The organism is Mesorhizobium sp. M8A.F.Ca.ET.218.01.1.1 (assembly GCF_004791165.1).
Classification (GTDB): Bacteria; Pseudomonadota; Alphaproteobacteria; order Rhizobiales; family Rhizobiaceae; genus Mesorhizobium.
In genome coordinates, this window is record NZ_SRUZ01000007.1 from 29,065 (window position 1) to 47,852 (window position 18,788).

The following is an 18,788-nucleotide window of genomic DNA, read 5'->3' on the forward strand; positions in this document are numbered from 1 at the left end:
GCCAGAACGGATAGGAGAAGCATGTGGCAAGCCAGGCAGTGCAGCCGGCCGCGGCGGCGGATGCACCGGTACAACCAGTTTCCCCGATCAGAGCCGGCATTGACGTCGGTGCGCACTATACGGCGCGGCTGCACACCAGCTTCGACACCATAAGGCAGCTCTGGCAGCGCCTCGAGGAAACCGGCCTGTGCACCGGCCACCAGGGCCTTGCCTGGGTGGAGGGAATCGCCGGCCGGCTGATGCCCAAAAGCGCCGATCTGCTCGTCGTCGAGGTCAACGACGCCGCCACGGGCGCGCCTGTCATGCTGCTGCCGCTGATGCGGCGCCGGGCGCTCGGCCACTATGTGATCGAATGGCTGAGCTGCGGCGTGTGCGATTATTCGGCGCCGCTGCTGGCCGATGCCAGGCATTGGACCACGCAAAGCGCCGACGCTGCCTGGGCCGCGGTCCGCGCCGTGCTGCCGCCGGCCGACCGCATCCACGTGGCGGGAATCCCGCGCCAGATCCACGGCGTCGCCAACCCGCTGGCGCTGCTTTCGGCGGCGCGCGACTCCATCCAGATCGCCTCGGGCCTGGTCATGGATGGCGAGCCGGAAACGCTGATCAAGCGTATCTGCAAAAAGTCCTTCACCAAGCATTTCTACAAGCACTGCCGCCGCTTCGAACAGCTCGGCGGCCTCGCACTGGTCGAAGCCGAGACGCCTGACATGATCGAGGAGCAGTTCGGCACACTGCTGGACCTCAGGCTCAACCGCTTTCGCGAGCTCGGCCGCTTCGACCTCCTGACGCAGGCGCCGATCGTCGAGTTCTACCGCAATGCCGCCCTGCAGGGGCTTTCCGACGGCTCGGTGCGGCTGTTCGGGCTGCGCGTCGGTCAAGCTTATCTCGCCGTGATCTACGTGCTGGTCATGAAGGGCACCTTGCACGCCCTGCTGCTCGGGATCGACCAGGAGGCGGTGCCCAACGTCTCGCCGGGCCTGACCACGATCGGCAAGCTGATGATATGGGGGCGGGGGCAAGGGCTCGGCTATTTCGACCTTTCGGTCGGCAGCCAGGGATACAAGCAGCATATCGGCGCGGCGAGCTCGGTGCTGGCCGAATTGTGCGAGCCGATGACGCTGAAGGGCAGGGGTTCGACCGCCTATATCAGGCTGCGCGGCAAGACCGAGCTTTTCGTGCGCTCCAACCCGCCGCTTTACAAGGCCGTGCAGGGCGTGATGCGCCGTTTGCGGCGGTTGAAGACCTGAAGGGCGCCCGCGAAATTGACAGGGCCGCGCGTCTCCGCCATCCTTGGGGCCAGTCGCCGGGCGGCCAAGAGCGGCCGAGTTCCGTGTCAGGCGACCGAGGGCGAAGCGCATGTCCACTGCCGTGAACAGCCAGAACTCCAAGCGCGCCGCGGTGCGCAAGGCACTCGACCGCCACAAGGTCTACATCACTGCGCAGAGTTTCTCGGGCGGCACCTACAGCGCGCGCGTGCTGGTCGACGGCGAGGCCTATTGGGTCGACGAATTCCGCTTGAGCCAGTTGCAGCAGGGGCTGTCGCCGGCCGAGCTTGAGCTGACGCCGGCGATTGACGATTGAGACGCTTGTTTGCTGTTGCCACGCGCTTCGATCTCTGACCGATGGCCAGCCCTCCCAAGCTCAAGACCTACCGCGCCAAGCGCGAATTCTCCAAGACGCCCGAACCCGCCGGCGGCCTGATCGTCGGCGACGGCAATCGCTTCGTCGTCCACAAGCACCACGCCACGGCGGATCATTACGATCTGCGCCTGCAGGTCGGCGATGTCCTGAAAAGCTGGGCGGTGCCGCGTGGGCCTTCGCTCAACCCGGCCGACAAAAGACTGGCGGTGGAGACCGAGGACCATCCGCTCGAATATATCGATTTCGAGGGCGTCATCCCCGAGGGCGAATATGGCGGCGGGCCGATGATCGTCTGGGATACCGGCAGCTGGGCGCCGATGGACGATGTCGACAAAAGCCTGCGCACCGGCGCCTTCAAGTTCCGGCTGGCCGGCGAAAAGCTCAATGGCGGCTGGATGCTGACCCGGCTGAAGCCCAAGCCCGGCGAGGACGAGAACAAGAAGAACTGGCTCTTGTTCAAGGAGCGCGACCTCGCCGCCGACACGGCGTTGGACATTCTCGAAGCGCGGCCGGACAGCGTCAAATCCGGATTGCGCATCGAGGAGTTGGTGGCACCGCCGAAGCCGGTCGCGAAGTCCGCGCCAAAGCCTGGTTCGCTGAAGCCGGGCGAGCTGCCCGGCGCGGCCAAGGCGCCGGCGCTCAGCCGTATCGAGCCGCAACTGGCGACCCAGGTGCCGAAGCCGCCGGGCGGCGAAAGCCCTGCCGAGAATACGAACGAGCTGTGGCTGCACGAGATCAAATTCGACGGCTACCGCACCATGGCGCATGTCGCCAATGGGGAGGTGCGGTTGATCACCCGTGGCGGCATCGACTGGACGAAGCGCTATGGCGACCTGGCCGGTGCGTTCGCCAAGCTGCCGTGCCGCGAGGCGATCATCGACGGCGAGATCGTCGTGCTCGACGCCAAGGGCATTTCCCGCTTCGCGCTGCTGCAGGACGCGCTGGCAAGTGGCGCCGGCAGCAAGCTGCATTTCTATGCCTTCGATCTGCTGCATCTGGATGGCTGGGACCTGATGAAAGTGCCGCTCATCCGGCGCAAGGCGCTGCTGGCCGAACTGCTTGGCGGGCTCGGCGCCAATTCCGCCATCCAGTTTTCCGACCATGTCGAGGGTTCGGGGCAGGGGCTTTTTGATCAAGCTTCGGATATGGGGCTGGAAGGCGTCGTCTCAAAACGAGCGACCGCCATCTACCAGAGCGGCCGCACCAAGAGCTGGACCAAGACCAAGGCGCTGAAGAGCGAAGACTTCGTCATTGCCGGCTACACCGTCTCCGACGCGGCGGAAGGGCTGGCAGCCCTTGGCATGGCCGAATGGGAGGATGGCGAACTGCACTATCGCGGCAAGGTCGGCACCGGCTTCGACCGCGCGACGGCCGCCGATCTCCTGGCGCGGCTGGAGCCGCTGACATCAGGCGCCTCGGTGCCCGAAGGGGTGCCGCGCGAAATCATGCGCGAGATGCACTGGGTGAAACCGTTGTTCTCGGCGCGCGTCCACTATGCCAACCGCACGGCGGACAATGCGCTGCGCCATGGCGTGTTTCGCGGCCTCAGGGATGTCGGCCTGTCGACGCCGGTGTCGACCAAGCGCAAGCGCCTGATCTCGGAGGCCGATCTGGCGACCATCTGGGTGACCAATCCGACGCGGCGTCTGTTCGGCAAGACCGGCCCGACCAAGCTCGACATCGCCGTCTATTACGCGCTGGTCGGCGATTTCATGCTGCCGCACATCCTTGGCCGCCCGGTGTCGCTGGTGCGCTGCCCGACCGGCCTGCCCAAGGACTGCTTCTTCCAGCGCCACGCCTTCACCGGCATGCCGCCTTCGGTGGTGACGTTCCAGGCGACCAATTCCGAGGGAGAGACCAAGTCCTATCTCTCGGTCGAGGGCGCGAAAGGCTATCTGGCGCTGGCGCAGTTCGGTGTCGTCGAATTCCACACCTGGGGCACGCACCGCACCAGCCTCGACAAGCCCGACCAGATCGTCTTCGACCTCGATCCGGGCGAGGGGATTTCCTGGCGCGAGGTGGTCGAGGCCGCCGTCCACATCAAGAGCGAGCTGGAGGGGCTGGGGCTGGTGCCCTTTGCCAAGACCTCCGGCGGCAGCGGCATCCACATCACCGTGCCGGTGACGGGCAAGCAGAACTGGAAGAAGCTGCACCAGGCAACCAGCGCCATATCAACGCATCTGGCGGCGACCGCGCCCGACACCTTCACCACCACCATGGGCAAGGAAAACCGCAAGCGGCGCATCTTCATCGACTATCACCGCAACGCGCGCGGCCACACCTCGGCGGCGCCATACTCGCTGCGGGCGCGCACCAACCTGCCGGCCTCGACGCCGGTGAGCTGGAGCGACCTGGAGGCGATCGACGCACCGCAGGATTTGAATTATGCCTCGCTGCCGGGGTTGCTGGAGACATCGGGCGATCCGTGGGCGGATATCGATGAGTTTGCGAGGGATTTGCCGGTGTTTGGCCATGTGTAAGCCGGAAGCGTCGGCGCAATCCCTACACTTCGTCATCCTAGGGCGAAGCAAGGAGCGAAGCGACGCGCGCAGACCCTAGGATCCATGCCGTGACATCAGTCATAAGATACAGCCGTTCGGAGTGTTCATTGGCAATATCGCAAGGTGATATCGCAGTATGACCGGCTACGTCTATATGACCGCGAGCCAGAAAGGCGACACCATCTACATAGGGGTTACCAACGACTTGGGTCGCCGAATGCCTGAGCACAAGGAAGGCAAAGGCTCACGTTTCACAAGCCGATACGGCGTGCAACGACTAGTCTGGTACGAGGAGCACTTCGACATTACTGATGCCATCCAACGCGAGAAATCGTTGAAGCGCTGGCCACGCCAATGGAAGGTTGAATTGATCGAGAAGGCCAATCCGGAATGGTTCGAGCTATTTCGCGGGACGGGTTGGTGAGTATTCTGCGCCGTTGCGAAGCTCAAGCGTCGCGGCATGGATCCTAGGGTCTTCGCGACGTCGCTTCGCGACTGCTCCGCCCTAGGATGACGAAGCACCAAGTCCTCTCAGTTCCATCTCCATCGACGGTTCCGACAATTTGAATTATTCTCTTCCCGTGACCCAAAACGCGCCGGAAGGTTTCGTCAGGGATTTGCCGGTATTGTGCGGGGTCGGTGTAGGATTTCCTCGGCGTCGATCGTCCTTCGGACGAAAAGCGCTGCAGAGAGCATGATCCCCAAAAGTGGGAAACCGGTTTTCGGATAAGATCATGCTCAAGCTAAAATGTCAGCGCATGGCCGCGTAGGAGTTCATCATGGCGCCCAGGGCAAGTTGGAAGGGTTACCTCAAGCTCAGTCTCGTCAGCTGTCCGGTGCGGCTATATCCCGCCACCAGCGCCAGCGAACGCATCTCGTTCAATCAGCTGCACAAGAAGACCCACAACCGCATCAACATGAAGCCGGTCGATCCCGAGCTGGGGCTCGTCGAGCGCGCGGATCTGGTCAAGGGCTACGAGTACGAGGACAAGCAGTACATCATCATCGATGACACCGACCTCGACGCGGTGCGCATCGAATCCAACCATACGATGAACATCGAGGCCTTCGTCGACGAGGACGAGGTCGACGTCATCTACCAGGACGCGCCCTATTACATGGCGCCGGACGGGGCCATGGCGGAAGAGACGTTCGCGGTGCTGCGCGAGGCCATGCGCAAATCCGGCAAGCTCGCCATCGCCAGGCTGGTGCTGTCCAGCCGCGAGCGCGTGGTGACGATCGGCGCGCGCGAGAACGGCATGTTCGTGTGCACGTTGAGGAACCCGAACGAAGTGCGCGGCACGGCTGAATATTTCGGCAACATCCCGGCCGGCAAGCCTGACCCGGAAATGCTGCAGCTTGCCGAAGCGCTGATCAAGCAGAAGGAAACCACCTTCGATCCGAAGAATTACGAGGACCGCTACGAGGTCGCGCTCATGACGATGATCCGCGAGAAGCTGAAGGGCCACAAGCCGATCATCGCAGCGGCACCGGAACGCGGCAATGTCATCAACCTGATGGATGCGCTGAAGGCCAGCCTGTCGCAGTCGAAGCCGCCGGCCAAGTCGAAGAGCAAGGCCGACGAGGTCGCCAAGCCCGCCGCCAAGAAGGCGGCCGCGGGCGGCGCTGCTCCTGAAAATCCGCTCAAGGCCAACCTGCTCAAGGCGGTCGGCAAGAGCAAGAAATGACGGCACCGGCCGTTGCGGGCGCTGTCTTCGGCACGATCGGCGCGCTGGCGGCGTTTCCGCTCAGGCTCGCCGCGCGCGAGGTGGAGCGCCAGCACGGCCAGCTCAGGCGCGGCGTCACCCGGCGTACCACGCATGTCGTGTTCGGACGGGCCTTGTTGGCCAAGGCAGGGCTGACGAAAAACGGCGATGCCGAGGTTGAGCGCCGCGTCGTCGCCGAGCGCGCGGCCGGGCGCATGCTTCTCAGCGAGAACGGTTTCCTGCGACTGCTCGGGCTGATGAAGGCGCCCGAGGCGTCTTCGCTGTCGCGCCAATCGCTGATCGACCAGTCGAGGCTGTCCGGCGCCGATCTCGACCGGCTCAGCCTGTTCGATGCCTTCGAGCATGATGGCGAGCCCTATTCCTTCCGCGATCTGATCCTGGCGCGCAAATATGCCGGGCTGGTCGCCGGCGGCGCGACCTGGGGCGCGATCGCGCGCTCGGTGCACCGCTCCGGCCCGGTCGCCTCGCTCACCGCCAAGTCGCTCAATGTCGGCTCGCAGCATGGGCGCGCGGACGCGATCTATCTCGAAGGCGGCCAGAGCGAGCTCGACGGCCAGTTGCTGTTCGATCTGGGTGCCGCCACACGAGGCGACGACACGCTGGAAGACCTGTTCACTGAGGCGGAAGCGGCGGAGGAGGGCGGCGACCACGATGGCGCCGCCGCACTTTACCAGCGCTGCCTTGCCATCGATCCAACCGACGCCATCGCCGCCTTCAACCGCGCCAATTGTTTGCGCGGGTCCGGGCGCGCGGCTGAAGCCGCGCACGATTATGCCAGGGCGATAAAACTCGATCCGGCCTTCGTCGAAGCCTGGTTCAACCTTGCCGGGCTGATGAGCGAGCAAGGCCGCGACGCCTCGGCGCGAAGGCATTTGCAGAAGGCGATCGCGCTCGACAGGACTTATGCCGACCCGGTGTTCAATTTGGCGCGGCTGGAGTTTGATGCCGGCAATCTGCTGGAGGCGCGGCGGCTCTGGGTGCGCTATCTGGAGCTGGACAGCCAGTCCGAATGGGCTGGGGTGGCGGCCAGGGGCGTGCAATTCGTGGATATGCAATTGGCGCAGTCGGCGGGGTGACGATGGTTGGCGAAAGCCGCGATGACAGCCGATCTCCCCCCTTGTGGGGGAGATGTCCGGCAGGACAGAGGGGGGCGCTGTCCCGCCGGCGGATCGACTCATTTCAAACCGTCGCATTCCAGAGAGATTTGACGGTAGGCTGGCATTCCTTGGCGCTCCCCTCTGCCCTGCCGGGCGTTCGTCATTTGAAAGCCAAGCAATTGGCTTTCATCCGCTTTGCGGGCCATTCCTCAACCCCCACAAGGGGGGAGATTGGCGGCGTTAGCGCCGAGCGAGGACCATAATGACAACCTTCCTCTTCGATGGCCACGACAACGCTCCCGTCACCGTCCTGCTCGCGCATGGCGCCGGCGCGTCGATGGATTCTCCCTCGATGACCGCTACCGCCAAGGCTTTTGCCACGGCCGGCTTCCAGGTGGCGCGCTTCGAGTTCCACTACATGGCGGCGCGCCGCTACGGCCAGCGCAAGCCGCCGCCGCGCGCCGAGACGGTGAACCCTGAATACATCAAGGCGATCGCCGATCTCAGGGCCAAGGGCGTGACCGGGAAACTCATCATCGGCGGCAAGTCGATGGGTGGGCGCGTCGCCTCGATGGTCGCCGACGAGATGTTCGCCAAGGGTGAGATTTTGGGCCTGGTCTGCCTTGGCTATCCCTTCCACCCGCCCGGCAAGCCTGAGCAGCTGCGCACCAAACATCTCACCGGGCTGAAGACGCCGACGCTGATATTTCAGGGCACGCGCGACGAATTCGGCACGAAGGACGAGGTGGCCGGTTACGGGCTCTCCGACAGCATCAAGGTGGTGTGGCTGGAGGATGGCGACCATGATCTCAAGCCGCGCAAGAGCATTTCGGGGTTCTCGACGGCGGATCATCTGACCACGCTGGCGGAGAGGGTGAAGGCGTGGGTGGCGCAGCCCTCGGTTTCGTCATCCTAGGGCGAAGCAAGGAGCGAAGCGACGCGTGCAGACCCTAGGATCCATGCCGTGACTTTCGAGAGCCGCCACGGAGCAGAACTCCGGCCCGTCGCATTCTACGCCAGACGTCACGGCATGGATCCTCGGGTCAAGCCCGAGGATGACGAAGTGCGGGGCGCCAGCGGCGTCCATCGATGAAGATCGCCACCTTCAACATCAACAACATCAACAGCCGGCTGGGCAACCTCCTGGCGTGGCTCGCCACCGCAAAGCCCGATGTCGTGTGCCTGCAGGAATTGAAGGCGCGCGACACGCAGTTTCCGCTGACAAGCCTCGCCAATGCCGGCTACGGCGCGGTGTGGAAGGGCGAGCCGACCTGGAACGGCGTTGCGATCCTGGCGCGCGGTGCCGAACCCGTGCTGACCCGCGATGCCTTGCCCGGCGACGATGCCGACCGCCAGAGCCGCTATATCGAGGCGGCGGTCGACGGTATCGTCATTGCCTGCCTCTACGCGCCGAACGGCAATCCGCAACCGGGGCCGAAATTCGCCTACAAGCTCGCCTGGCACGCGCGGCTGGAGGCGCATGCGGCACAACTCTTCGACACCGGCCTGCCGGTGGTGCTGGCCGGCGACTACAACATCGTGCCCGAGCCGCGCGACATCTACGCCACTCGCTCCTATGACGACAATGCGCTGGTGCAACCGGAAAGCCGCGCCGCCTTCGCCGCGCTGCTCGACCAAGGCTGGACCGATGCGTTGCGCAAGAAATACCCGAAGGAGACGCTCTACACCTTCTGGGATTACCGCCGGAACCGCTGGCCGCGCGACGCCGGCCTGCGGCTCGATCATATCCTGTTGTCGAAGACGCTCGTGCGCCGGCTGAAGGGGGCGGGGATAGACCGCGACGTGCGCGGGCAGGACGGCGCCAGCGACCATGCGCCGGTCTGGGTGGAATTGGGGTGAGGGATCTCGCGCCCGCTCATCATCAGCGGCGCATGCAGCCCTTTTCCGCAGGTCATTTCTCGCGCTAAGCTGGCAGCGCAGCGAGGGGGCCGGCTGATGCATTGCATTCGTGAAAACGGCGAGCGGCTATCGTCGAAGCCCGTCGGCCATGAGTAACGTCGGCCTCATCGGAATCCTTGTCGCGGCGCTCGCGATCATTGCCGCTGCCGTCGCGGTCATCCGACTGTTGCGCAAGGCGCGTGCCCGCCGCCGCGCGCGGCGCCGGGCCGATCCTGCCAACGACTACGCCATTCGCACCGACTGGAGCCGCAGCACCGGCACGGTCAACTACTCGTCCTTCGTCTATTTCGATGTCGACCGCGACGGCCGCTATGGCGTAGCCGACAGGCCGATGGCCGGCATCATGGTGCGGCTGTTCGACGGACAAGGCGGCTTCGTCGCGTCATCGAGGACCAACAATGCCGGCTATGCCAATTTCACCATGTCGACATCGGCGGTGAAGGCTGCACTCCGCTTGCCCGGCGCCTACCTGTTCTCGGTTTCGGTGCCGCCGGGCTGGCGCTCGCCCAGCGCCAACGAGACGCAGTCGATGGAGTTCCATTTGGCGCCCGGCTCGCCCACCGGGCTGGTGTCGCGGGACCTGCCACGGCCGGTCGGGCTGGCCCCGGTGCGCAGCCTGGCCGGCAGGATGGCGGCAGGCGGCAGCGCGACGCTGTCGGTGATGGCGAACGGGCAGGTGCTGGAGCGCCGGACGCTGGCGGCGGCCTCGGCCTTCCGCTTCGAGCTTGCCGAAGAAGCCGACATGGTGGTGATCACCGGTGGCGGGCTCGACAGCCGGCTGGCGCTGTCGCCTTATCCGGCCAATCTCGGCCTGCTTTCGCCGCAGACCCTTTCGAGTGAGGCATCGCTGCGCACGATCGGCTTCGATGACGTCACCGGGCGCGGCTTCCGCAAGATCCCGTGCGGCCATGCGGGGCTGGAGTGGCGCAACCTGAACGCCATGGCGAAGGATCACACCAAGGATAGCGAGGGCTATGTCAACGGCAATGTCTCTGGCGACCACGTGGCCTATACGAGCAGCGGCTATCCGGCCGAGTTCAGCCGTGAGACGCCATTCGCCTTCCACTCCGTGCTGCTCAGCGTTGCGTGGCTGAAGGCGGAAGGGGAAACGGCGCTGATCGAAAGCTGGCGGGGTGAGCAGTTGGTCGCCAGCGATGAAGTGGTGCTGTCGGCGCTGACACCGCTCCACTACGCGCCGATGCTCGGGGAAGTCACCCGTGTCCGCCTTTCGGCAAAACACTCCTGGCAAATGGTGGTGGACGACCTCGTGCTGGCCGGCTGATTACTTGGTGATCGAGATCACGATCGGGCCGTTGACCGAGGCTGTGATCGATTTCAGATTGCCCTTCCGGGTCAGAATGGGCCGTTCATAAATCTTCTTCATGATGCAAGCTCTCCACTATATCCCGGGCGGAGTGTGTCATAACTCCGCCTGCTGTCAATATTTCGCCGGGGATAGCTTAGTCCATATCGGCGGCGACCGTGGTAAATTGGACACTAGCCTTTATCGGCGTCGTTTGATCGAACCGGAGACCGTGGCTGCGGCGGCGCGATCGACCTCAAGCTGATTTTCTCGAGCAGGGCCGCCGCGGATATTCTTCATGCCGCAGTGTCTGCGTCCGTCTTCCGCGAGCACGGGCGGCATTTTGCGATGTGCCCATGACGCTGATAGTCTGGTCCAAGGGCCGGCGAGGGGAAGCGCGATGAACAGGTTGGCTGACAGGGTGCTGGGGCTCGTCCTGGCCGTGGTCGCGGTTGCCTGTCTGGCCGGGGTCTATCCGCTGATCGATACCCTTGCCGGGCACGGCTTTGCCGGGTTGGACGCGGCCGCGCCGCGTCTGGCGGCCTATTCGGTGGCCGCACTTGCCTGTTTCATCGGTGCGCTGCTGTTCCTGGCGGGCCAGTTGCCCGGCCGGCCCGTGCATGCGGCCGGAGTGCCGCTGTTCGGCAGGGATGCCGAGGTGGAGCCGGCGGGCCGCCCGGGCCTGCGCCGGGCCTTCCTGGTGCTGCCGGTGGTTGTCGTGCTGGCGCTGCTCGGCGACAAGTTCGGCTCGTGGCGGCCGCATGAGGGTGGCCAGGACGTCGCCAGCGCGCCGCCCGTGGTTCCCGCGCCAAAGCCCGAGCCGCCAGCGCCGGCCCCGCCGCCGGTCGCGGCAAACCCACCGGCCGTAGCGGTGCAACCAGCTCCGCCCGTGGTCGTGCCGCCTGTTTCGCCGGCGCCGGTCGTGCCGGCGCCGCCTGAGGTCGCGCTCATTCCGCCGGCCACGGTGGCGCCGCCGCCGCCGGCGCCACCGCCGCTGCCCACACTGCCCGAAGGCCATCGTGATGCCGTCGTCTGGCTGGCCGTAGCGCCGGACGGGCGTTCGATCATGAGCGCCAGCACCGACCGCACGATCAAGCTCTGGGATATCGGCGGCAAGCACCTGATCCGCAATCTCGGCGTGCACAAGGACATGGCGCGCACCGCGCTCTACATGCCCGACGGCATCAGCGCCCTGACGGCCGGGGACGACGGCGAGATCGTGCAGCGAAAACTCGCCGACGGCGCGGTCCTGCACGTCTTCCAATCCGGCCAGAACGGCGGCGTCAACAAGCTGGCGATCAGCCCGGACGGCAAGCACGCCGTCAGCGGGCACGATACCGGCAACGTCATCATCTGGGACCTCGTCAACGGCTCCGCGCAGCATGTGCTGACCGGCCATGAGTGGTCGATCAGCGCGGTCGTAGTCTCGCCCGATGGCAGGCAGGCCCTGTCGGGCAGCATCGACGGGACGCTGAAACTCTGGGACATCGAAAGCGGCAAGCAACTGCGCAGCTGGCACGGCCATGAGCAAGGCACTTATGGCGCCGTGTTCACAGCCGACGGGCATCACCTGATCACCGGCAGCGGCGACCTGACGATCAAGGTCTGGGATCTCGACAGCGGCCGCGAGGTGAAGCGCTTCGAGGGCCACGAGGGTACGGTCTACGCACTGGCGTTGTCGGCGGACGGCAAGCGCCTGCTGTCGGCCTCGCTCGACGGCACCGCAAGGCTGTGGGACATCGAGAGCGGCAACCAGATCGCCATGTTCGACAGCCAGACCGGGCCGATCTACGCGGTGGCCTTCGCCGCCGACGGCACGGTGCTGACCGGCGGCTACGACCGCACAATCAGGGATTGGCCGGCCACCGGGGGCGACGGCGTCGTGCTGTTTGCGGGTGCGCCGGAGTGAGTGGAGATGTTGCGCCCACGCAATCGGAATGCTGAACGCGCCGAGCGCCTGGCCGACACGGACGGGGGGGCGCATTGTTGGGGTGTGCTCGGCGCCCGCGCCAGCCAGGGCGGCTCGTACCGCCGCAATAACATCATCGCACATTGCATGACGGCTGAAACTTCCGCGAAAGCGGAATAGGCAAAGGTTGCAAGGTCCGGCATCCTGACCGGGCATGGTCGGCAACCACCCGACGGGCGTCGACGAGAGAACAACCTCTTCGCCTTTGCAGCATTGGCCCGGCAAGCCGAGGGCGGACGGTTTATCGCCGGAGCAAGGTGCTGACGCCTCTGAAGTGACGGCCACGGCGTGTTACCGCGCCGTGAATCGAACCGTGCGGTTTTCCTTGTAGGACCAAGGTCTTGGGTGGTACGCGCAAAGGTCCGGGGGGCCTTGTTCGGTTCCGGCAATGTCCATTGGACGTTCCGCTGTTTTATCCAATTGATATATAATGATCCTGTCTCGACGTCAGCTCGAGAAGGGGCAAAAAGCCTGTTCCGACAGCCATCGACCGGCGACCGCCGCAAGGAAAGGCAAGCGCAAAATTGCCGCGAGAGCCGTTGGCAATCAGTGCCGGACCGAAAGCCGGCGGTCGTTGAGGTCGTTTGTTTCGGCAGCGAAAAACTCGACCTGCTCGATGCAGGCAGGCGCGCCTGGGCTTGCCGTTACCCCAGCCACCACCACAATGCCGCGATCACCGCCGTGATGGCGGCTACCGTCAGTCCCAGCATGATGTAGGAGCCCTTGATGATGTCGCGAATTATCTTCTTGATCGTTTCGCGGTCGTTCAGGTTGGGGAAGGGCTCGTTCGGCTGCGCCACGTCGAGGAAATGGCAGAGCGGGCCCCAGCCTTCTGACCTTGAACACCAGCAGCTTTTCCGGCGGCACGGCCGCCTTAACCTCGTCGACATAGGCGTTGTAGCGGGCCACCGCCTTGTCGCGGTCGCCCATGACGCCGGCCAGCGTGCGGCCCCAGATCAGCTTGCGCGACATGTCGCCGAACTTGCGGCCGAACGGGGTGAGCCATTCCAGGATCTTGAACTGCCACAGGTTCTCGGTGAAGTAGATCGTGTCGATCGTGCTTTCGTACCATGCCTCGGCGCCGCGTGGGTGCAATGTCAGCAGCACCTTTGCGTCGGGGTAGGCCACCATCAGTTCGCGCCACACGCAGCAGCCGGGATTGTCGACCGTGGCGGTGTAGTTGGCGAACACCTTGTCCCAATCCTGCTGCGAACCGGGCGGGCTGTTGGCCACCTTGCGCCAGAAATCGAGATGGCCGGTGTTGGCCTTGTTCATGATCACTTCCTGCATGTGGTAGCAGGGCAGGCCAAGCTTGTTCAGCGCGGCAAAGGTCGACCATGTGCCGGTGCGGCCGAAACCGGCCCCGATCAATTTGAGTGTCATTCCCCCATCCCCCACCGGACTTCTTTTTCCCGATTACCCCGGTCCGTGAGCATCAAACTGCTCCTGCCAGCACCGGCGCGCAACAAATTTCTAGGTGGATGACCAGCCGGACACCCCGTACTTGCGTAGTTGCTAAAATAATGAAAGCCTGTGCGCGGGTGCGGAGTTTGGGCAGGGAGTCGCCGGGTCTGGGACGGTTCGGCGATCTTGAAGGGCGATGTATTTTGGGCCATTTCTCGTCGGCATGTCGGCGACCACGACGCTTGTCGCGGTCTGGACCTATATGGCTACCGGCTCCTTCTGGGAGGCGCTTGCCTGGACAGTGATGGTTCTGGTTGTCCTGCAGGTCGGCTACTTCGTGCTCGTCCTGGGGCTTGTCTACAGGCGCGCACAGGACGCCGTGACAAGCCAGGATGGAGTCAGCCAGGTGCCGCCGCTACATCGGGACGGCGTTCGGTTCTAACGAAGAGGCCTGGCTCCGCCCAGGACGACGCTCCCGCAGCGCATTCCTTGGCCAGGAGGATATCTGGAGGCTTTGCTGACCGGTTTGTCGAGCGTTGTCCACCCCTGCCAAATCGCGGCGGCCAAGGTGGAACGAAGCTGCGATGCGTGCGTTTTCCTGCCGTGGCCGGCGAGGCGCCACCTCCACCGGTCCGTTGAAGGCCCGCTCTGCTCCCGGCAGGGTGGGCCTTTTTTGGAAGGCGAGGTAAGCATGGGAACGACACCCCTCGCCAGACGTTAGCTGTTACCAAGGTGGGGACGCGGGGCGAATAACCCGATCAAGACGTGGCAGGGGTGCTTGCCTTGCAAAGCGTTATTTCCTGCCATTCCAGAAACTCGAAGAATTTTTTGGGAATGCGAAGCATATCCGCGTTGATAGTTTCGCTTAAATATCCAACAAATTGTGGCATATTGTTGGTGGAATGCCACATTCATTTCACATATAGGGATGGAACCTCCGAGTTGCGTGAGAGTTTTTGCTTGAGGCGGAGCAATTACGAATCATGGAGGTTGTCATGAAACATTATCTTACGAGTGCCGCGGCTGCCATCGTCCTGCTGGGCGGCGTCGGCGCGGCTTTGGCGGACACCATCGTGGTCCAGCCGGAACAGGAAACGGTCGTTCGTGAATACGTCAAGAAGGAGCCGCTGGCGTCGGTGAACCTTCTGGGCGTCGAACTCAAGCTCGGCTCGTCCGTGCCGGACAAGGTCGAACTGCGTGAAGTTCCCAACGTGAAGTACCGCGTCGCGGTGATCAACGATCAGACCGTGCTGGTGGACCCCGACACCCGTCAGATCGTTGAAGTTCTTCACTGATCCGTCTCACGCATCAGGCAAAAAGCCCATCACCGATTTAACTCGGTGATGGGCTTTTTTGCGTCGGGCACAGCTACCCTGAAATCTACTCGGCGGCCAGATTGTCCTGCGTCCTGGTGTCGAAGTCGCTGGCATCATGGCGCTCGTGCAACTGCATGGCCGGTTCGCCGAACGCGCGGTTGACCATGCGGCCGCGCTTTACCGCGGGGCGTTCATCGATCGCTTTCGCCCAGCGCTGCACGTTCTTGTAGTCCTGCACCGACAGGAACTCCCCGGAATCATTATACATCCTGCCGAGCGCCAGCCCACCATACCAGGGCCAGACCGCCATGTCGGCGATGGTGTAATCCTTGCCGCCGAGATATTCGGTCTCGGCCAGCCGGCGATCGAGAACGTCCATCTGACGCTTCACCTCCATCGAGAAACGGTCGATGGCATATTCGAACTTTTCCGGCGCATAGGCATAGAAATGGCCGAACCCGCCACCGAGATAGGGGGCCGAGCCCATCTGCCAGAACAACCAGGACAGGACTTCGGCGCGGGCCGGCTGTTCGGCCGGCAGGAACGGACCGAACTTTTCGGCGAGATAGACCAGGATCGAGCCGGATTCGAAAACGCGCACCGGCGTCTTGCCGCTGTGGTCCATCAGCGCGGGAATCTTGGAATTGGGATTGACCTCGACAAAGCCGCTGCCGAACTGGTCGCCATCGTTGATGCGGATCAGCCATGCGTCGTATTCGGCGCCCTTGTGGCCAAGCGCCAGGAGCTCTTCCAGCATCACCGTCACCTTGACGCCGTTCGGCGTCGCCAGCGAATAAAGCTGCAGCGGATGCTTGCCGACGGGCAAATCCTTGTCATGCGTCGGACCGGCGATCGGGCGGTTGATGCTGGCAAAGGTGCCACCATTGGCTTTGTTCCAGGTCCAAACTTTCGGCGGGGTGTATTCGGTCATGTCGGCTCTCGTATCGTGGGAAGGATGGGCAGGTCACCCATAGCTAGGGCTGCGGAGAAGGAAGTTCAACTTGTGTTGAACTATTGTCAATGTCAGCGCCGCCCCTCATTGTCCTGCCGGACATTTCCCCCCGTATAGTGACGGGGAGAAAGCGGCTGTCATCGGCGATTTCGCCAATTGTATACGGGGAGAAGGTGCCGGCAGGCGGATGAGGGGCGGCGCCAGCCTAAAAGACGGTCTTTGTCGTCGGCCCTTGCACCCTCTTTGGCATGGCATACCTATATAGATATTACCTACAGGAAATGGATAGCATGACCATCAATCCCAATCCGCGCTCCGTCGTTGCCGTGCGGGCGACCGTTCCCGACGATGCCTTCACCGCCGGCGCCCTCGGCACGCTCAGGGAAGGCAGCGGCGTCGTCATCAGGGATGACGGGCTGGTGCTGACCATCGGCTATCTCATCACCGAGGCCGACGAGGTCTGGCTGACCGCGCATGACGGCCGCGTCATCCCCGCGCACGCGCTGGCCTACGACCAGGAATCGGGCTTCGGCCTCGTCCAGGCGCTGGCGCCGACCGGTCTGCCGGCGGTGGCGCTGGGCGATGCCGGCAAGGCCAGGATCGGCGACGCAGTGGTGCTTGCCGACGGCATCGGCCGGGCGGTCGAGGCCAAGATCGTCACCAAGCAGGAATTCGCCGGCTACTGGGAGTATCTGCTCGACGAGGCGATCTTCATCGCGCCGGCGCATCCGTCCTGGGGCGGCGCGCCCTTGTTCAGCGCCGATGGCGCGCTGCTCGGCATCGGCTCGCTGCGCCTGCAGATGAGCCGCGCGGGCGAGGTTGCCGATATCAACATGGTGGTGCCGATCGACCTCTTGCCGCCGATCCTCGACGATCTGCTGACGCGGGGCCAGGTGGCCAAGCCGCCGCGCCCGTGGCTCGGCGCGCTGTCGGCCGAAAGCGACGGCAAGGTGGTGGTGATGAGCGTGACCGATGGTGGCCCGGCGGCCAAGGCCGGCCTGCGCGAAGGCGACGTCATCTCCGAGGTGCGCGACGGCGCCGTCGACGGGCTCGCCGATTTCTATCGCAAGCTGTGGGAAAGCGGCTCGGCGGGCGCCGAAATTCCGATGCGGGTGGTGCGCGACGGCCGCGAAACCTGGCTGCGCGTCAAGTCCGCCGACCGCGGCAGTTTCCTGAAGAAACCGCAGCTGCAGTAGATCGGACGATTTCGGCCAGACGATGCATCCAAGACTGCTCAGGACCTTCCTCGCGGTGGCGCGCAGCCGCAACATCACCCGCGCCGCCGAGGCGGTTCATCTCGCCCAATCGAGTGTCAGCGACCAGATCCAGTCGCTGGAGGCCGAACTTGGCACTGCCTTGTTCACGCGCCCGAAATCAGGCCTGGAACTGACGCCGGCGGGGCTGGCGCTGAAGCCCATCGCCGAAGAATTGCTGCGGCTCGACGGTGAGGCACGGGCAGCAGTTCAGGCGGCATCTGGGCAGACAAGGGGCGTGCTGACCGTCGGCGCGCTCGAGACGATCGCCTCGGCCCGGCTGGCGCCCTGGCTGCCGGGATTCCAGGCCAGTCATCCCGATATCACCGTGCGGATGAAGGTGGCCGACAGCGGCACGCTGCTGCGCCAGCTGGAGGAGGGCGACATCGATGTCGCGTTCTGTTTCGATCGCCGCGACCTTTCGAACGGCGGCGCCGATCAACGCTTCGCCAGGCGCACGATAGCGGCCGAACCGCTGGCGCTTGTCGCCGCACCGGGGCAGAGCATGGTTCCGCGCGACCTGGCTGCCCTGGCGGCCAAGCGTTTCGTGGCAACGGAGCCTGGATGCATCTATCGACACATGTTCGATATCGCCTTTGCCGAAGCGGGCATCGGCGCGCCGGAACTCGCCGCCGAAGTCGGCAGCATCGGCGCCATTGCGCGGCTGGTGGCTGCCGGCTCGGGGCTGGGCCTCGTTCCACGTCTCGCGGTCAGCGACGCGCTGGCGCGTGGTGATCTCACCGAACTGACATGGCCCGGTGAGATGCGGACGGCGTCGCTGACGATGATCTGGCGGCGCCGGCGCGTCCAACCGCCGGCACTCCGGCAACTGCTTGCCGCCGCGCGCGAAACGCTGGTGCCCGAAGGCTTGCTGGCTGGTTCAGGTCTTGAATCGGAGAGCCGCCCCAAGGTCTTGTTTCCAAACAATTCCTGAAGGGGCGGCGCTACTGTCTAGGCAAGGCGATGTCCGCCTTCGATATGCAGCGTCGTACCGGTCGCAAAGCCATTGCCCATCAGGAAGAAAATCGCGTCGGCGATATCGTCGGGATGGCCGATCCTGCCGACCGGCAGCCGCTCGGCCATCGCCGCAAGCGTCTCTGCCTTCCTGTCGCCCGCAACTTGCCCCCAGATCTCGGTGTCGACCCAGCCGGGCGAGACGGCGTTGACGCGGATCGGCGCGAGTTCCACCGCCAACGCCCGCACCAGCCCTTCGAGCGCGGCATTGACGGCGGCGACGACCGAGCCGCGCGGGGCCGGCCGGTAGGCTGCGATGCCGGAAACGAAGCTCATCGAGCCGCTCACCGCAAGCCGCGGCGCACCATGCTTGGCGAGCAGCAGCGGGCCGAAGAGCTTGCTGTCGACCACGCGTTGCGCAGCGTTCAGGTCAAGCTCCGGCAGTAGCCTATAGGCGCCTTCGATGTCGGCGGCGGTGCTGACGATATGGTCGAGGCTGCCGATCCCGGCAAACAACGCCGCGACCTGGTCTTCTCGCGTGATGTCGACAGCGGCAATGTGGAGGCCTGCGGGATTGCCCAGCGCCTCACGGGCCTGCCGCAGCCTGTCCTCGCGGCGCCCGGCGATGATGACTTCAGCGCCAGCCTCGACGCAACGCCTGGCCAGGGCCAGGCCCATGCCGGAGCCGCCGCCGGCGATCAGGATTTTCTGGTTCGAAAGATGCATTTCGCTCTGCCTTTGCTGGATTGGG

Annotated in this window: 18 protein-coding genes and 1 pseudogene; 14 read left to right on the forward strand and 5 right to left on the reverse strand. The window is 64.5% G+C overall.

The genetic code is table 11. The annotated features are described in order from the left end of the window. The first annotated feature begins 23 nt into the window (after nt 1-23). From EN861_RS23905 to EN861_RS23945, 9 genes are all read left to right on the forward strand, one after another. Nucleotides 24-1,247 carry a GNAT family N-acetyltransferase gene (locus EN861_RS23905; protein WP_135865944.1) on the forward strand — a complete coding sequence of 408 codons (1,224 nt, stop codon included), beginning with the start codon at nt 24-26 and terminating at the stop codon, nt 1,245-1,247. A gap of 109 nt (nt 1,248-1,356) precedes the next feature. Further along, the gene (locus EN861_RS23910) at nt 1,357-1,581 is read left to right on the forward strand and encodes a hypothetical protein (RefSeq protein ID WP_127278490.1); all 225 of its coding nucleotides are present in this window, start codon (nt 1,357-1,359) and stop codon (nt 1,579-1,581) included. Between the two features lie 41 nt (nt 1,582-1,622). Next, nucleotides 1,623-4,121 (forward strand): DNA ligase D, encoded by a 2,499-nt coding sequence (gene ligD, locus EN861_RS23915; protein ID WP_135865946.1) that lies wholly within the window; start codon nt 1,623-1,625, stop codon nt 4,119-4,121. 157 nt (nt 4,122-4,278) lie between these two features. Further along, nucleotides 4,279-4,566 (forward strand): GIY-YIG nuclease family protein, encoded by a 288-nt coding sequence (locus EN861_RS23920; protein ID WP_135865948.1) that lies wholly within the window; start codon nt 4,279-4,281, stop codon nt 4,564-4,566. Nucleotides 4,567-4,921: 355 nt separating this feature from the next. Next, complete coding sequence (locus EN861_RS23925; protein WP_135865950.1) at nt 4,922-5,830, forward strand: Ku protein; 909 nt, start codon at nt 4,922-4,924, stop codon at nt 5,828-5,830. Next, complete coding sequence (locus EN861_RS23930; RefSeq protein WP_135865952.1) at nt 5,827-6,945, forward strand: tetratricopeptide repeat protein; 1,119 nt, start codon at nt 5,827-5,829, stop codon at nt 6,943-6,945. The genes EN861_RS23925 and EN861_RS23930 overlap by 4 nt, the downstream gene beginning before the upstream one ends. Nucleotides 6,946-7,228: 283 nt before the next feature. Next, on the forward strand, nt 7,229-7,882 hold the full coding sequence (locus EN861_RS23935) for an alpha/beta family hydrolase (protein WP_135865954.1): 654 nt from the start codon (nt 7,229-7,231) through the stop codon (nt 7,880-7,882). A 173-nt stretch (nt 7,883-8,055) separates the two neighbouring features. Then, nucleotides 8,056-8,826, forward strand: coding sequence for an exodeoxyribonuclease III (locus EN861_RS23940; RefSeq protein WP_135865957.1), 771 nt, complete (start codon nt 8,056-8,058; stop codon nt 8,824-8,826). Nucleotides 8,827-8,974: 148 nt separating this feature from the next. Continuing rightward, nucleotides 8,975-10,168, forward strand: a complete 1,194-nt coding sequence (locus tag EN861_RS23945; protein WP_135865959.1) for a hypothetical protein — start codon at nt 8,975-8,977, stop codon at nt 10,166-10,168. Here EN861_RS23945 and EN861_RS35545 read toward each other — a convergent pair whose 3' ends face one another. Next, nucleotides 10,169-10,270, reverse strand: coding sequence for a putative RiPP precursor (locus EN861_RS35545; RefSeq protein ID WP_189343715.1), 102 nt, complete (start codon nt 10,268-10,270; stop codon nt 10,169-10,171). A 319-nt stretch (nt 10,271-10,589) separates the two neighbouring features. On the opposite strand from EN861_RS35545, the gene EN861_RS23950 reads away from it, so the two are divergent. After that, complete coding sequence (locus EN861_RS23950; protein WP_135865961.1) at nt 10,590-12,098, forward strand: WD40 repeat domain-containing protein; 1,509 nt, start codon at nt 10,590-10,592, stop codon at nt 12,096-12,098. A 704-nt stretch (nt 12,099-12,802) separates the two neighbouring features. On the opposite strand, the gene EN861_RS36375 is transcribed toward EN861_RS23950, so the two are convergent. Beyond that, a complete protein-coding gene (locus tag EN861_RS36375; RefSeq protein WP_245512115.1) occupies nt 12,803-13,048 on the reverse strand; it encodes a sulfotransferase in 246 nt (81 codons plus the stop codon). A gap of 1 nt (nt 13,049) precedes the next feature. After that, nucleotides 13,050-13,541: pseudogene (locus EN861_RS23955) on the reverse strand (sulfotransferase family protein); the annotation flags it as partial. 217 nt (nt 13,542-13,758) lie between these two features. On the opposite strand from EN861_RS23955, the gene EN861_RS23960 reads away from it, so the two are divergent. Both EN861_RS23960 and EN861_RS23965 read left to right on the forward strand, forming a co-directional pair. Next, entirely contained in the window at nt 13,759-14,004 is a 246-nt protein-coding gene (locus tag EN861_RS23960) for an exopolysaccharide production repressor protein (protein WP_127279487.1), read from the forward strand. A gap of 553 nt (nt 14,005-14,557) precedes the next feature. After that, nucleotides 14,558-14,857, forward strand: a complete 300-nt coding sequence (locus EN861_RS23965; protein ID WP_127870245.1) for a DUF1236 domain-containing protein — start codon at nt 14,558-14,560, stop codon at nt 14,855-14,857. 85 nt (nt 14,858-14,942) lie between these two features. Here EN861_RS23965 and yghU read toward each other — a convergent pair whose 3' ends face one another. Next, complete coding sequence (yghU, locus tag EN861_RS23970; RefSeq protein ID WP_127279488.1) at nt 14,943-15,809, reverse strand: glutathione-dependent disulfide-bond oxidoreductase; 867 nt, start codon at nt 15,807-15,809, stop codon at nt 14,943-14,945. A gap of 311 nt (nt 15,810-16,120) precedes the next feature. Between yghU and EN861_RS23980 the strand changes: the two genes are divergently transcribed. Together EN861_RS23980 and EN861_RS23985 are read left to right on the forward strand one after the other, a co-directional pair. Beyond that, entirely contained in the window at nt 16,121-17,026 is a 906-nt protein-coding gene (locus tag EN861_RS23980) for a S1C family serine protease (RefSeq protein WP_127279489.1), read from the forward strand. 22 nt (nt 17,027-17,048) lie between these two features. Continuing rightward, nucleotides 17,049-18,017: a LysR family transcriptional regulator gene (locus EN861_RS23985; protein WP_135865963.1), complete on the forward strand. Its 969-nt coding sequence runs from the start codon at nt 17,049-17,051 to the stop codon at nt 18,015-18,017. 17 nt (nt 18,018-18,034) lie between these two features. On the opposite strand, the gene EN861_RS23990 is transcribed toward EN861_RS23985, so the two are convergent. Further along, nucleotides 18,035-18,763, reverse strand: a complete 729-nt coding sequence (locus EN861_RS23990) for an SDR family oxidoreductase (RefSeq protein ID WP_135865965.1) — start codon at nt 18,761-18,763, stop codon at nt 18,035-18,037. Between the last annotated feature and the right edge of the window lie 25 nt (nt 18,764-18,788).

What these genes read in the sequence shown, in the direction of transcription:
- EN861_RS23910 (WP_127278490.1), top strand. Translation starts at nt 1,357, where the DNA reads ATGTCCACTGCCGTGAACAGCCAGAACTCCAAGCGCGCCGCGGTGCGC.
- ligD (WP_135865946.1), top strand. Translation starts at nt 1,623, where the DNA reads ATGGCCAGCCCTCCCAAGCTCAAGACCTACCGCGCCAAGCGCGAATTC.
- EN861_RS23920 (WP_135865948.1), top strand. Translation starts at nt 4,279, where the DNA reads ATGACCGGCTACGTCTATATGACCGCGAGCCAGAAAGGCGACACCATC.
- EN861_RS23925 (WP_135865950.1), top strand. Translation starts at nt 4,922, where the DNA reads ATGGCGCCCAGGGCAAGTTGGAAGGGTTACCTCAAGCTCAGTCTCGTC.
- EN861_RS23930 (WP_135865952.1), top strand. Translation starts at nt 5,827, where the DNA reads ATGACGGCACCGGCCGTTGCGGGCGCTGTCTTCGGCACGATCGGCGCG.
- EN861_RS23935 (WP_135865954.1), top strand. Translation starts at nt 7,229, where the DNA reads ATGACAACCTTCCTCTTCGATGGCCACGACAACGCTCCCGTCACCGTC.
- EN861_RS23940 (WP_135865957.1), top strand. Translation starts at nt 8,056, where the DNA reads ATGAAGATCGCCACCTTCAACATCAACAACATCAACAGCCGGCTGGGC.
- EN861_RS23945 (WP_135865959.1), top strand. Translation starts at nt 8,975, where the DNA reads ATGAGTAACGTCGGCCTCATCGGAATCCTTGTCGCGGCGCTCGCGATC.
- EN861_RS35545 (WP_189343715.1), bottom strand. Translation starts at nt 10,270, where the DNA reads ATGAAGAAGATTTATGAACGGCCCATTCTGACCCGGAAGGGCAATCTG.
- EN861_RS23950 (WP_135865961.1), top strand. Translation starts at nt 10,590, where the DNA reads ATGAACAGGTTGGCTGACAGGGTGCTGGGGCTCGTCCTGGCCGTGGTC.
- EN861_RS36375 (WP_245512115.1), bottom strand. Translation starts at nt 13,048, where the DNA reads ATGTCGACGAGGTTAAGGCGGCCGTGCCGCCGGAAAAGCTGCTGGTGT.
- EN861_RS23960 (WP_127279487.1), top strand. Translation starts at nt 13,759, where the DNA reads ATGTATTTTGGGCCATTTCTCGTCGGCATGTCGGCGACCACGACGCTT.
- EN861_RS23965 (WP_127870245.1), top strand. Translation starts at nt 14,558, where the DNA reads ATGAAACATTATCTTACGAGTGCCGCGGCTGCCATCGTCCTGCTGGGC.
- yghU (WP_127279488.1), bottom strand. Translation starts at nt 15,809, where the DNA reads ATGACCGAATACACCCCGCCGAAAGTTTGGACCTGGAACAAAGCCAAT.
- EN861_RS23980 (WP_127279489.1), top strand. Translation starts at nt 16,121, where the DNA reads ATGACCATCAATCCCAATCCGCGCTCCGTCGTTGCCGTGCGGGCGACC.
- EN861_RS23985 (WP_135865963.1), top strand. Translation starts at nt 17,049, where the DNA reads ATGCATCCAAGACTGCTCAGGACCTTCCTCGCGGTGGCGCGCAGCCGC.
- EN861_RS23990 (WP_135865965.1), bottom strand. Translation starts at nt 18,763, where the DNA reads ATGCATCTTTCGAACCAGAAAATCCTGATCGCCGGCGGCGGCTCCGGC.